General features: G+C 58.4%; 12 protein-coding genes and 1 pseudogene. 3 read left to right on the top strand and 10 right to left on the bottom strand.

The genetic code is table 11. From position 1 onward, the window contains the following. Window positions 1–32 precede the first annotated feature (32 nt). The 6 genes and pseudogenes from Q8R10_RS16160 to Q8R10_RS16135 form a co-directional block, all read right to left on the bottom strand. Entirely contained in the window at window positions 33–1,244 is a 1,212-nt protein-coding gene (locus Q8R10_RS16160) for an MFS transporter (RefSeq protein WP_305654875.1), read from the bottom strand. Window positions 1,245–1,663: 419 nt separating this feature from the next. Continuing rightward, window positions 1,664–2,107, bottom strand: coding sequence for a thioesterase family protein (locus Q8R10_RS16155; RefSeq protein WP_305654874.1), 444 nt, complete (start codon window positions 2,105–2,107; stop codon window positions 1,664–1,666). Between the two features lie 71 nt (window positions 2,108–2,178). Continuing rightward, on the bottom strand, window positions 2,179–3,258 hold the full coding sequence (locus Q8R10_RS16150; RefSeq protein WP_305654873.1) for a patatin-like phospholipase family protein: 1,080 nt from the start codon (window positions 3,256–3,258) through the stop codon (window positions 2,179–2,181). A gap of 185 nt (window positions 3,259–3,443) precedes the next feature. Continuing rightward, window positions 3,444–4,040, bottom strand: a complete 597-nt coding sequence (locus tag Q8R10_RS16145; RefSeq protein ID WP_305654872.1) for an NADPH-dependent FMN reductase — start codon at window positions 4,038–4,040, stop codon at window positions 3,444–3,446. Window positions 4,041–4,173: 133 nt separating this feature from the next. Continuing rightward, window positions 4,174–4,617: pseudogene (locus tag Q8R10_RS16140) on the bottom strand (methyl-accepting chemotaxis protein); the annotation flags it as partial. Between the two features lie 327 nt (window positions 4,618–4,944). Continuing rightward, complete coding sequence (locus Q8R10_RS16135; protein WP_305654871.1) at window positions 4,945–5,370, bottom strand: helix-turn-helix domain-containing protein; 426 nt, start codon at window positions 5,368–5,370, stop codon at window positions 4,945–4,947. 64 nt (window positions 5,371–5,434) lie between these two features. On the opposite strand from Q8R10_RS16135, the gene Q8R10_RS16130 reads away from it, so the two are divergent. Genes Q8R10_RS16130 through Q8R10_RS16120 form a run of 3 tightly spaced genes read left to right on the top strand, consistent with a single transcriptional unit; the run spans window position 5,435 to window position 6,853 of the window. Further along, the gene (locus Q8R10_RS16130) at window positions 5,435–6,052 is read left to right on the top strand and encodes a cation transporter (protein WP_305654870.1); all 618 of its coding nucleotides are present in this window, start codon (window positions 5,435–5,437) and stop codon (window positions 6,050–6,052) included. Between the two features lie 35 nt (window positions 6,053–6,087). After that, the gene (locus Q8R10_RS16125) at window positions 6,088–6,417 is read left to right on the top strand and encodes a YnfA family protein (protein WP_371133361.1); all 330 of its coding nucleotides are present in this window, start codon (window positions 6,088–6,090) and stop codon (window positions 6,415–6,417) included. 16 nt (window positions 6,418–6,433) lie between these two features. After that, on the top strand, window positions 6,434–6,853 hold the full coding sequence (locus Q8R10_RS16120; RefSeq protein WP_371133360.1) for a YqaA family protein: 420 nt from the start codon (window positions 6,434–6,436) through the stop codon (window positions 6,851–6,853). Between the two features lie 52 nt (window positions 6,854–6,905). On the opposite strand, the gene nuoN is transcribed toward Q8R10_RS16120, so the two are convergent. From nuoN to nuoK, 4 genes are read right to left on the bottom strand one after another with little or no spacing between them, the layout of a single operon-like run. Next, window positions 6,906–8,360 (bottom strand): NADH-quinone oxidoreductase subunit NuoN, encoded by a 1,455-nt coding sequence (gene nuoN, locus Q8R10_RS16115; RefSeq protein ID WP_305654869.1) that lies wholly within the window; start codon window positions 8,358–8,360, stop codon window positions 6,906–6,908. A gap of 22 nt (window positions 8,361–8,382) precedes the next feature. After that, window positions 8,383–9,912, bottom strand: a complete 1,530-nt coding sequence (gene nuoM / locus Q8R10_RS16110) for an NADH-quinone oxidoreductase subunit M (RefSeq protein ID WP_305654868.1) — start codon at window positions 9,910–9,912, stop codon at window positions 8,383–8,385. A gap of 38 nt (window positions 9,913–9,950) precedes the next feature. Beyond that, window positions 9,951–11,804, bottom strand: coding sequence for an NADH-quinone oxidoreductase subunit L (gene nuoL, locus Q8R10_RS16105; RefSeq protein WP_305654867.1), 1,854 nt, complete (start codon window positions 11,802–11,804; stop codon window positions 9,951–9,953). After that, a complete protein-coding gene (nuoK, locus tag Q8R10_RS16100; protein ID WP_305654866.1) occupies window positions 11,801–12,109 on the bottom strand; it encodes an NADH-quinone oxidoreductase subunit NuoK in 309 nt (102 codons plus the stop codon). The genes nuoL and nuoK overlap by 4 nt, the downstream gene beginning before the upstream one ends. Between the last annotated feature and the right edge of the window lie 2 nt (window positions 12,110–12,111).

The following is a 12,111-nucleotide window of genomic DNA, read 5'->3' as shown; positions in this document are numbered from 1 at the left end:
AACCGGCGCGGGCAACTTAGGTGCGGCTTAGATTAGACGCGGGCAGCAGTTGCGGCCGCCGAACCCCAAGTGGTTCTCCAGCGCAGCTTAACCCCATACAGACCCACCCAGGCCAGAATGCCGAGGCTGGCAAACATCCACAGGCCCAGTTGGTAGTCGCCGGTGGACTGCTTGACCGCACCGAGACCGGCCGCCAAGAGGAAACCACCGATGCCGCCAGCCATGCCGATCAGGCCAGTCATCACACCGATTTCTTTGCGAAAGCGCTGGGGTACCAGCTGGAATACCGCGCCGTTACCGGCGCCCAGGCAGAGCATGGCCACAACAAACAAGGCTAAGGCCGCTGTTGCGCTAGGTAAGTTGAAACCCACTGCGCAGATGCTCAGGGAGGCGATGGTGTAAACCACCAGCAGGCTGCGGATGCCGCCAATGCGGTCGGCCAATGCACCACCGAGTGGGCGCATCAGGCTGCCGGCAAAGACGCAGGCGGCGGTGTAGTAACCGGCTTTAACTGGGTCGAAGCCGTATTGGTCATGGAAGTAACCGGGCAGGGTACTGGCCAATCCCAGGAAACCACCGAAGGTCACGCTGTAGAAAAACATAAACCACCAGCTGTCACGGTCACCGAGGGCTTTGAGGTAGTCGCTCATGGCCTTCACCGGTGGACGGTTAGGGGCGTTGCGGGCCACGCTGGCAAAGATCACCAAGGTCAGGGTCAGTGGAATAAGTGCCAAGCCGAAGACGTTGTTCCAGCCGTATGCGGTGGCCAATGCCGGGGCGAATAACGCGGCCAGCACGGTGCCGGAGTTGCCGGCGCCTGCAATGCCCATGGCTTTACCCTGGTGCTCAGGCGGATACCACTGCGAGGCCAGTGGCAGCGACACGGCAAACGAGGCACCGGCAAAACCGAGGAAGATACCTAGCAGCAGGGCTTGCTCATAGCTGTGGATGCCCAGTTGCCAGGCGCAAAAGAGTGCCGCTATGACAATCACCTGACCAATCAGGCCGGCAGTTTTTGGCGAGGTGCGGTCGGCCAAAATTCCCATCAGAAAGCGCAATACGGCACCGGCCAAAATAGGCGTGGCCACCATCATGCTGCGTTGTTGGGTGGTGAGCTGCAGGTCGGTCGCGATCTGCACGCCCATAGGACCCAGTACATACCAGATCATGAAACTTAAATCGAAATAGAGAAAAGCTGCGAACAGCGTAGGCGCGTGGCCGGCTTTCCAGAAACTTGTATTCATCGAACACCTCATTGGCTCAAAAGGGCCCAGCAGGATTTGGCTGCAGCATGGTCGTGGACACGCTGAGCAAAATCCGCCGGGGTGGTCGCCCGCTTGTGGCGGACAACCCTGCGGCCAAGGCCGTAGTAAGGTTAGAGAGTTGTAAGCAGATGCCCGGATCACGGTCAGTCCACCGCCCCAAACGCTGGGGCCACACGAAAAAAAACGGCGCCGCACTGCCTGCTGTAGAGCAAGAATGCCGCGACGTCTTTGTCGTTATGGATAACCGCCTTTGGTTACCTTGGATTAGGTAATAGCAAAAGCTGAGCCAAGTTTTCTAATGGCCGAAAATGGGCCTGTTAGTCGGGGGTTAATGAGGTTGGCGAGCTAAAACAGGGCGCATCTAGAGGCGGCGCTCCGAGTTGGGGCGCGCTGCGGTTTCAGACTAGCCAATTGATCTTGGCGAACTTGCTGGGGAACTCCGCGGGCATACCAACCACCTTGAGCGACGGGTAGTTGAAGAACACAAAACCGGACTTTGCCATGGCTACCAGTACGCCATCGGCGGGACGGGTGATGCGAAAGGTGATATCGCCGCCGTAAGGATTGAAGTCCATGACGCCCACTTCAAACAGCAATTGATCGCGGGCGTGGGCTTCGGCTTTATAGGTGGTGGCCAGGTCGGTGACGATAATGCCAACACCGTCGGCGGCCGTCTCTACAATGCCAAACTCGAAGAAAAACAGTGCCCGCGCCTCGGAGATCATCGAAATCATCGAGTCATTGCCTAGGTGCTTGGCGGCGTTGATGTCGGTCACCCGTACCGTCAACAAGGTGCTGAAACAGTACTGGTCTTCTGGGAACTGCAGGGTCAAGCGGGCCATCACACTACCTTTGGCAAACGCGGCGCAGCTAAGGGCGCCGCCGATAAAGAATCGAGTTAACAGGTCGTCTGTCAGAGCGCGAGCAGTCGCTCGGCGAGCTGGTCATTGTCTGCCAGTTGCAGAAACTCATCACCTAGCCTTTGGCTTTCACTGATGGCGGTGCGCCAATAACGTTCACGCCCGGCGTCATCGCCCAGGTAGCGCTTAAAGTCGCTGCGATCAGGCAGCTTGCCATGGGGCAGGCGCGCCAAATACTCGCGCGAGGGCGCCAATAACAACACATCCTGCATCCGGCCTGGATCGGCGCGCCGCCACGGCAGGCTCTTGTCGAACCACCCGGGTATCACCTGGTCGGTAAAGTGCGGGTAGAGCACCACGTCATCGCCCTTGAAGGGCAGGTCGAGGTGGTAGTCGAGCAAGCCGCCATCGCGATAAGTGCCGGCGCCAACCCCGGGTATATCGCGCACCCCTTGCATCACCATGGGGATAGAGCCCGAGGCCAGCAGCGCGTGCTTTAGATTGTCTGCGTCCAAGGCGGCAAAACGCGAAGGGAAGTCATGCAGGCTATGTAGGGGCGGGGCCTGGCGTGGGTCATGCACAATCAGCCGTTCAAAGTGTTTGGCGAGCCGTGCGCGACTCAGCAGGTTGTTGCCAATCGCCGCCGACAAGCCGAGGCCCAGCCGCCCACGATGATCCTCGGCCAGCAGGCCATGGCTTTTGACCAGCATGATATTCAAGCGATAGTGGGCATTGTTCAGCAGGCTGTGCGCCTGACCGTCGAGCAAGTTATCGAGCATCACCCGGCAACATTCACTGATCTGCGCCATGCTCGCGTCTTTACCGAAGCGCTGCGCGGTGTAGAGTTCGCCCAGCCGGCGAATCCCGGCGGCGGCATCGGGCAGGCAGGCGCTGGCAAAGCGCCAAGAGCCGATCGAGGCGCCAATCAAGGCTCGTTCGCGGGGCGCGCGGGGCAGCCAGTCGCCAAATAAGGCCAGATCCAGGCCCTGAATGCCCAGTGCCTTTGGCCCGCCGGCGGCGCCCGGCAAAATTCCCACATCGGCGGGCTTAAGGCCCTGTTGGCGAATGCGCAGCAGCGCGCGCTGGCCGGCTTTAAGGGTCAAAGCGGGAAATTTGATCTGTATTGCCGTCATGCGCGTCTCCATTGCAGATGCGCCAGTATAAATACCTGTAGGTGCAGACCAAGCGACTTCACCTGCTGAATAACACCGCTGCGCCTGAGCTGGATGCTGCGGCTGGACCCATTTGGCTGCGCTTAAATGTGCTTTGCAGCAGAGCGCGGGTTAAGGCGATGAGCGCGAGCCAATCGCGAAGACAGTTACATGCCGTTAGCAAACTCGGCCTGACTCAGATCGATGGACGCGCGTACCGGCCGCAAGGCGACACTGTATTTTTGCAGCACATCCAGGGCGTAATCGATGCGTGCGCGCAGGTGTTGCTCGTCGACGTTGGCGGCGCAGGCCTGGTTAAACTGCTGCTCGACGTGGCGGATAATCAGGTGCTCGGGGATATAGCAAAGCCGGCAATTTTTGTAGCTGGAGGCGCGCAGCTCGCTAATCGGATAAGCCCCGCCGACGCCCGCCGAAACACCAACCAGCAAACCGGGTTTGTGTGCGAGTTCGGCTTTGCTGGCATAGATAAAGAAATTTTTGATCGCCGGGCAGGCCATGCCATTCCACTCAGGCGCAACTATTACCAGCGCGTCGGCGGCTTTTAATCGTTCGGCGTACTGGCTCCAGGGGCCGCTGTCATCGCTAGGCCAGAGCGGTAAAGGGCCAAGGCCTAAGTCAATAACCGTGCACAGATCAAGGCTGCTGTGGTCCAGTTCAATTAGCCGTTGACGAAGAAAACGGGCGACCTTGCCCGATTGACTGTTGGTGCGGCTGGATCCGGCGACTAAAACTACGTTGAGCATTAAGGCATCTCCTGAACAGGTGTCGGCAGGCTAGACGGGCGCGCAGGCTTAGGCAAGGAAGCAGCCGCCAGAGCAAAGCGCCGATGGCGCCATGCATTGAGCCACCCGTATTTAAAGCGGCCGTTCAGGCTTACTAGGCGCGAAATTGGTCCATCAACTTTTGCTGCTGATTGGCCAGTCGATTGAGTGCCTGGCCAACTTCAGACGACTCTTGGGCCTGGCCGGAAATGGACTCGGTCACGTCACGGATTGAGGTGACGTTGCGGTTGATTTCATCCGCCACCGAGCTTTGCTCCTCGGCGGCACTGGCAATTTGCATGTTCATGTCGGTGATCACCCCGACCGCGTCGCCAATCCGGCGCAGGGCCGTCACTGCGGCTTCGACCTGCACGACGCTGCCCTGTGCTTGACGATGGCTGCTGTGCATCGAGCTGACCACTTCGCGCGTACCGGTTTGCAAGGCTTCGATCACCTGGCGTATTTCTTCCACCGAGTCTTGCGTGCGTTTGGCCAGGTTACGCACCTCATCGGCAACCACCGCAAAGCCTTGACCCGCCTCGCCGGCGCGGGCCGCTTCTTCGAGCATTTGGCTGCTGGCGTGCTTGAACACTTCGCTACTTTTTTGGGATTGATACAGCGAGGCGCCGACCAGCAGAGTAACGATCACCAGCAAGCACAAGCCGGCAAGGAGGGTGATTTTCCATTGGATGGAAATGCGATTAAACGGCACCTGAAACTCCTGCGGTGTTGTGCTTTCGACTGGTTTTTACCGGCCGATTTTGGCTGTTCTTTATGCAGTTGCCTAAGCGAGCCAATGATTAATGCAAAAAGCACCAAACAATCAGTGGTTGGAATTATGCACGGAGCGTGCAGATTAATGCTCGAACTATTCGCCCAACTTGCCTCAGTGACTGTCGGGGGCGACGCAGCAGGTGCGTCGATCCAGGGTCTCCAGTAAGCGGCAGTGTTCGGCGCTGGCCGCTGAGCAGCCCACCAGGCTCTGCAGCACGCTGCGCATTTGCTGTAGGTCGGCGATGCGCGCGTCCACTTGCTGCAGGTGTGCTTGCGCCAACTGATCGGCCTCGGCGCAAGGGCTGTGGGGGTGGTCGGCCAGTTGCAGCAGGGTTTTTAACTCTTCGATGCTAAAACCCAGTTCGCGGCCGCGGCGGATAAAGCTCAGGCGGCGTACATCTTCCTGCTGATAGCTACGGTAACCGGAGGCGTTGCGCGCCGGCTGTTGTAGCAGGCCAATGCGCTCGTAATAGCGGATGGTTTCCAGATTGACGGCGCTCTCGCGGCTCAACTCGCCGATGCGATATATCTTGTTCATAAGACTTGACCCTGTAGTGGCTACAGGCTTTAGCCTACGCTTGAAATCAATTCAGGAGAATCATATGAGTGCCCATTGTTGTCATGCTGAACCCGTTGCCAAGCACCTGAGCCCGGCCTATCGGCGGGTGTTATGGTTGGCTTTGTTGATTAACGCGGCCATGTTTGCGATCGAAATTAGCAGCGGTATCCGCGCCGGCTCGGTGGCGTTGCTCGCCGACTCGCTGGATTTCCTCGCTGATGCTGGTAACTACGCCATCAGTTTATTTGTGCTGGCCATGAGTTTGAGTTGGCGTGCCCGCGCCGCCCAATTCAAGGCTGTGTGCATGGCGTTGTTTGGTTTGGGGGTATTAGTGGCAACTGCTTGGAATGCCTGGCAGGGCGGTGTGCCGGTGGCGGCCACCATGGGTCTGATTGGTGGCTTGGCCCTGTTGGCCAATTTAGCCGTGGCGGCCTTGCTGTATGCCTGGCGCGACGGCGATAGCAATATGCGCAGTGTCTGGCTCTGTACCCGCAATGACGCCTTGGGCAATGTGGCGGTGTTGCTGGCTGCACTCGGCGTGTTGGGCAGTGGCAGTGCCTGGCCAGATTTGCTGGTTGCCGGCATTATGGCCAGCTTGGCGCTGGCTTCGGCCTGGCAAGTGCTAGGCCAGGCGCGCGCTGAACTACGCATGGCGCCCTAGCCATAGATTGAAATCCCCCCTGTTGTGAGTACTAGATGCTGCTGAAAACCTTTGGCTTGTTCTTTGCGACCGCAATTGCGGAAATTCTTGGCTGTTACTTGCCGTATTTGTGGCTGCGTAAAGAGGCTTCGGTGTGGTTGCTGCTGCCGGCGGCGCTGAGTCTGGCGCTGTTTGTCTGGCTACTGAGCTTGCACCCGGCCGCCAGTGGCCGGGTCTATGCCGCTTACGGTGGGGTCTATGTGGCCAGTGCCTTGCTGTGGCTGCGCTGGGTGGACGGCATCAAGCTGTCCAGTCTCGACTGGTTCGGTGCCGCCATCAGCTTGCTGGGCATGGCGATTATCGTCAGCGGTTGGAAGGCTGCGTGAACCTGGCGAAATTCTGATGGCCTACGCTGGACTGTTTTTTCTCGCGCTGTTGGCTGCGACTTTATTGCCGATGCAGTCCGAGGCCGGCTTAGTCGCGCTGCTGCTCACCGATAGCTATAGCCTCAGCGGTTTACTGTTGGCGGCTATTGCCGGCAATACCCTGGGCTCAACCATTAATTGGTGGCTTGGCCGCTCGCTTAGCCGCTTTCAACAACGCCGCTGGTTTCCGGTGACGCCTGCGCAATTGCAGCGAGCGCAGCACTGGTATCAGCGCTATGGGCGCTGGAGTCTGTTACTCAGCTGGCTGCCGATAGTCGGCGACCCGCTGACCCTGGTCGCCGGCGTGCTGCGCGAGCCATTGCCGAGCTTTTTAGTCTTGGTGTTGCTGGCTAAGAGCGCCCGCTATCTATTGCTGGCACTGATTGTGTTGTCCTAAAACTAACAAGCCCCGAACATGTCGGGGCTTGTTAGTTTCGCAACTCTGCGGCTTAAAGTGCCGTAAGTCCGGTGTGCTGCAGCAGCTCCAGCAGCGGCTGCGGGTAGACCCCGAGAAACAAGGTCAGCCCCGCCATGGCCATCAACATGATGCCGCCGGTGCGCTGGCCCCAGTTCTCCGGTGCATCGTGACGATGCAGGCCCGGCGCGACCAGAAACAGGGTGACCATCACCCGCAGGTAATAGAACACACCAATGGCACTGCCGATGACCAAGGCACCCAGTAACCACCAAAGGTGCGACTCAACCCCGACCGCCACAATGTAGAACTTGCCGATAAAGCCTGCGGTTAGCGGAATGCCGGCCAGCGATAGCATCATCAAGGTCATTACTGCAGTCAGGTTTGGGCGGCGCCAGAACAGTCCGCGGTATTCATACAGAGCATCGCAATCGCGGCCGTGGTACGGCGTCGACATCAGCGTGACCACACCAAAAGCGCCAAGGCTGGTCAGCACATAGGTGGTCAGGTAGACGCCTATCGCCTCGACCGCCAAGCCTTTGCTGGCGATCAACGCCACCAACAGGTAGCCGAAGTGGGCAATCGATGAGTAACCCAACAGGCGCTTAAGGTTGCTTTGCATCAGTGCCAGCAGGTTGCCGAGCAAAATCGAGGCAATCGCAATCAGGCTCAGCAGGTCATTCAACCAGCCGCCGGCCATGGCCGGTGACAGTTGATACAGACGCAGCAACACGGCAAACACCGCGACCTTGCTGGCCGTAGCCAGGAAGGCCGCCACCGGCGCGGGCGCGCCTTCATAGACATCGGGTGTCCACAGGTGGAAGGGCACCAGTGACAGCTTGAACGCCAGGCCGATCAGCATCATGCCGATCCCTAAGTGCACCAGTTGACTGAGTGAACCCTCGGCGGACAGCTTGGCGCCCAGCCCGGCAAAGCTCAGGGTGCCGGCGTCGGCATACAACAGCGCCATGCCGAACAGCAAAAACGCCGAGCCGGCGGCTGACAGCACCATGTACTTGATGCCGGCTTCCAGTGAGCGCTTGTTGAAAAACGCGTAAGCGACCATGCCGTAAACCGGCACCGAAAGCAGCTCCAAGCCGATAAACAGTCCCGCTAGGTGCCGCGCGCTTACCAGCACAATGCCGCCGGCGGCAGCCAGGATAATCAGCAGGTAAAGCTCTTCGCGGTTACCCGGATAACCTTTCATATAAGCGTGGGCGAGGGTGACGCAAACCAGTGTGGCGACCAGGATCAGACCAATGTAAAAACAGGCGAAGTTATCCACCTGCAGCAGTTCGGTGACCGCGATTGGGGTGACTTTAAGTGCAGGAATAATCGCCAGCAGCGCCAACACCAGGCCGGTAACCGTCAGCAGATAGGTTTGTGCATGATTACGCCGCCAAGCGATAGCCAGCATCACCAGCACGCTGGTGGCGCAGGTGACCAGCAGCGGCAGTAGGGCGATAAAATGTTCTGTCGTCAGTTGCATGGCATGACTTTCCATAAAGCAGCTAGCGGGCCGCAGCGAGTTGAGTAAAGGCTGTGCTCAGCCAGCTTTGCACACCGTGCATGGTGGCGGCCGAAGTGTCCAGAATCGGCTGCGGATAAACCCCAAGCAGCACTATCAAGACTGCCAGGCTCAGGGTCATGCCCAGTTCGCGGCTATTCATGCCGTGCAGGGCTTGCTCTGATTTTGCCGGGCCGAAGTAGGCACGATGGATCATGATCAGTGAGTAGACCGAGCCGAACACCAAACCTGAGGTGGCAATCACCACAATCCAAGGGGTGGCGGTGAACGAGCCGAGCAAAATCAGGAACTCACCGACAAAGTTACCGGTGCCCGGCAAGCCCAGCGAGGCGGCGGCGAAGAACAGGCTGATGGCCGGCAGATAGGCAATCCGTGACCACAGGCCACCCATCTCGCGCATGTTGCGGGTGTGCATGCGCTCATACAACTGGCCACAGAGGATAAACAGTGCCGCGGCCGACAAACCGTGGGCGAGCATCTGTATCACCACGCCTTGCAGCGCTTGTTGGCTGCCGGAGTAGATGCCGATGAGGATAAAGCCCATGTGCGAAACGCTGGAGTAAGCCACCAAACGCTTGATGTCGGTTTGCGCAAAGGCCAGCAGCGCGCCGTAGAAAATCCCGACCAGACCGAGGGTCATGGCGATCGGGGCAAACTCGGCGGAGGCATTGGGAAACAGCGGCAGGGCGAAGCGCAGCAAGCCATAGGCCGCAGTTTTTAGCAGAATACCGGCCAAGTCCACCGAGCCCGCCGTAGGCGCCTGGGCGTGGGCATCCGGCAGCCAGGAGTGAAACGGCACCACCGGTAACTTGACCGCGAAGGCGATAAAGAAGCCGAGCATCAGGATGTATTCGGTGGCTGGCGGCAGTTCGGCTTTCAGCAGTAGGCTGTAGTCGAAGGTCAGCACGCCGGTGCTATTGAAGTTAACGAACACCAAACCAAGAATCGCCACCAGCATGATCAAACCGCTGGCCTGGGTGTAAATAAAGAACTTGGTGGCGGCGTAGATGCGGCTCTTACCGTCGATTGAACTGTGTCCCCACAGGGCAATCAGGAAGTACATGGGGACCAGCATCATTTCCCAGAAGAAGAAGAACAGAAACAGATCGAGGGCGAGAAACACCCCGATCACGCCGCCCAGAATCCACATCAAATTGAGGTGGAAAAAGCCGACGTTTTTCTGGATCTCACTCCACGAGCAGAGCACCGACAGCACACCGAGCAAGCCGGTGAGCAGAATCATCAGCAGCGATAAGCCATCCATCGCCAGGTGAAAGTTGATGCCGAAACGTTCGATCCAGACCTGCTTGAACTCCAGGGTCCAGACGGGATCGGCACCGGGGTGCGGCGCCAGTTGAAAGTCGCCGGTAAACCATAGCCAGAGGCCCAGGGCCAGTTCCAGCAGCATGGTAAGCATGGCGATTGTACGCGGCAAGGATGAGCCAAAGCGCTCAGCTTGCCAGCACAGTAGGCCGCCAATAAAGGGGATCAGGATTAGCCAGGGCAGAATCATGACGTGCTCAGTTCCTTGCGCAAAGATGTAAATTCATATCAAACCGTCGTCAGCAGGGCAGTGCCCAGCAACAGTACGGCGCCAGCAACCATCGAGTAGGCATACCAACGTATGTTGCCGGTCTGGGTGCGTACCAGCAGATGGTGAGCCTTGCGAACCAGAGTTGGTAGCAGAGTCATGGTGCTGTTCAGTGGGTCACGGGCTAGCAAGCGACACACCAGCAGGTAGGGCTTAACGAAGAGCTTGTCGTAGATCCAGTCGAAGCCCCAGGCGGCAAACCACCAAGTGCTGAGTAAGCGCCCTGGCGCGCTGCTGGCGATGGCCGTCACCACGCGGCGCTTACCCAGATACAGCAAGGCCGCCAGCAGAATGCCCGCGAGTGCGATACCGCCCGAAATCAGCTCCAGTTGATGCTGGGCGCCGCCACCGGCATGGCCGACGCTTTGCGGCAATACCCCGGCCAGTGGCGGAGTAATAAGCGCGCCGATAAAGGTCGACAGCACGATCAGCACCGACAATGGCAACCAGTAGCTGATGCCGTGGCCGGCGTGGGCTTCGCTTTTGGCTTCACCGTGGAAGGTGATGAAGATCAGGCGGAAGGTGTAGAGCGAGGTCATAAAGGCGCCGACCAGACCCGCGATTAGCAGATTCTGATGGCCACTGGCAAAGGCTTCCCAAAGAATTTCATCTTTCGAATAGAAACCTGCGGTCACCAATGGCAAGGCCGACAGCGCCGCACCACCGACGATAAAGCTGGTGTAGGCCAGGGGCAGTTTCTTCCACAGGCCGCCCATCTTGAAAATGTTCTGCTCATGGTGGCAGGCCACAATCACCGCCCCCGAGGCAAGAAACAGCAAGGCTTTGAAGAAGGCGTGGGTCATCAGGTGAAAGATCGCGCCATCCCAAGCGCCGACGCCGAGAGCGAGAAACATATAGCCGATCTGGCTCATGGTGGAGTAAGCGAGGATGCGTTTGATGTCGGTTTGCACCAGAGCGGCAAAGCCGGCCAGGACCAGGGTCGCGGCGCCGACGATGCCAACCAGTTGGTGAATGTCCGGCGCCAGCAAAAACAAACCGTTGGTGCGGGCAATCAGGTAAACGCCGGCGGTGACCATGGTTGCGGCGTGGATCAGGGCCGAGACCGGGGTGGGGCCGGCCATGGCATCGGCCAGCCAGGTTTGTAGGGGTAATTGCGCCGATTTACCGACTGCACCGCCCAGCAACATCAGGGTGGCCAACTCGATCCAGAAGTCGCCGATGGCGAATTTCTGTGGCGCAAGAATCAGCAGTTCCTGGATATTCAGGGTGCCCAGTTGCTGGAACAAAATGAACAAGCCGATGGCCATAAAGACATCGCCAATACGGGTGACGATAAAGGCTTTAAGGGCTGCATTGCCGTTGTTGCGATTGCTGTAATAAAAGCCGATCAGCAGGTAGCTGCACAGCCCCACACCTTCCCAGCCGAAGTACAGAAACAGCAGGTTATCGCCGAGCACCAGAAACAACATGCTGGCAATAAACAGATTGGTGTAGGCAAAAAACCGCGAATAGCCGGCTTCGCCGCGCATGTACCAGGAAGCAAACAGATGGATCAGAAAGCCCACACCGGTAACCACGCCCAGCATGGTCAGCGACAGACCATCCAGGTACAGGGTGAAGTTGGGTGCAAAACCATCCACCGACATCCATTGCCACAGCAGCTGGGTATAAACGCCGCCAGCCGGTGGGTTGGTATTAAATTGCCAGATAATCACGGCGCTGGTCAGGGCGGATAAACCGACTGAACCAACCCCGATCAGGGCCGAAAGGTTCTCGGAAAAGCGGCCGCGAGAAAACGCCAGCAGACAGAAGCCGAGCAACGGAAAGAGGAATGTCAGGAATAAGAAATTCATCCGTGCATCTCGCTAGCAGCGTCAATATCGAGGGTATGAAAGCGCCGATACAGTTGCAGCAAAATCGCCAAGCCAATACTGGCTTCGGCGGCTGCCAGCGAAATCACCAGAATAAACATCACCTGGCCATCCGGTTGCCCCCAACGACTGCCGGCCACGATAAAGGCCAGTGCCGCAGCATTCATCATGATTTCCAAGCTCATCAGCACGAAGAGGATGTTGCGTCGAACCATCAGGCCCACCAGCCCTAAGCAAAACAGCACACCCGCAACGGCCAGGCCGTGCTCCATAGGAATTGCATACATAG

The sequence above is a fragment of the Pseudomonas sp. genome (assembly GCF_030698175.1).
GTDB lineage: Bacteria > Pseudomonadota > Gammaproteobacteria > Pseudomonadales > Pseudomonadaceae > Aquipseudomonas.
The sequence above is the reverse complement of the archived record's forward strand: the minus strand, read 5'-3'. Positions and strand labels throughout refer to the sequence as shown.

What these genes read in the sequence shown, in the direction of transcription:
- Q8R10_RS16125 (WP_371133361.1), top strand. Translation starts at nt 6,088, where the DNA reads ATGCTGCTGAAAACCTTTGGCTTGTTCTTTGCGACCGCAATTGCGGAA.
- Q8R10_RS16155 (WP_305654874.1), bottom strand. Translation starts at nt 2,107, where the DNA reads ATGGCCCGCTTGACCCTGCAGTTCCCAGAAGACCAGTACTGTTTCAGC.
- nuoM (WP_305654868.1), bottom strand. Translation starts at nt 9,912, where the DNA reads ATGATTCTGCCCTGGCTAATCCTGATCCCCTTTATTGGCGGCCTACTG.
- nuoL (WP_305654867.1), bottom strand. Translation starts at nt 11,804, where the DNA reads ATGAATTTCTTATTCCTGACATTCCTCTTTCCGTTGCTCGGCTTCTGT.
- Q8R10_RS16130 (WP_305654870.1), top strand. Translation starts at nt 5,435, where the DNA reads ATGAGTGCCCATTGTTGTCATGCTGAACCCGTTGCCAAGCACCTGAGC.
- Q8R10_RS16145 (WP_305654872.1), bottom strand. Translation starts at nt 4,040, where the DNA reads ATGCTCAACGTAGTTTTAGTCGCCGGATCCAGCCGCACCAACAGTCAA.
- nuoN (WP_305654869.1), bottom strand. Translation starts at nt 8,360, where the DNA reads ATGCAACTGACGACAGAACATTTTATCGCCCTACTGCCGCTGCTGGTC.
- Q8R10_RS16160 (WP_305654875.1), bottom strand. Translation starts at nt 1,244, where the DNA reads ATGAATACAAGTTTCTGGAAAGCCGGCCACGCGCCTACGCTGTTCGCA.
- nuoK (WP_305654866.1), bottom strand. Translation starts at nt 12,109, where the DNA reads ATGTATGCAATTCCTATGGAGCACGGCCTGGCCGTTGCGGGTGTGCTG.
- Q8R10_RS16120 (WP_371133360.1), top strand. Translation starts at nt 6,434, where the DNA reads ATGGCCTACGCTGGACTGTTTTTTCTCGCGCTGTTGGCTGCGACTTTA.
- Q8R10_RS16135 (WP_305654871.1), bottom strand. Translation starts at nt 5,370, where the DNA reads ATGAACAAGATATATCGCATCGGCGAGTTGAGCCGCGAGAGCGCCGTC.
- Q8R10_RS16150 (WP_305654873.1), bottom strand. Translation starts at nt 3,258, where the DNA reads ATGACGGCAATACAGATCAAATTTCCCGCTTTGACCCTTAAAGCCGGC.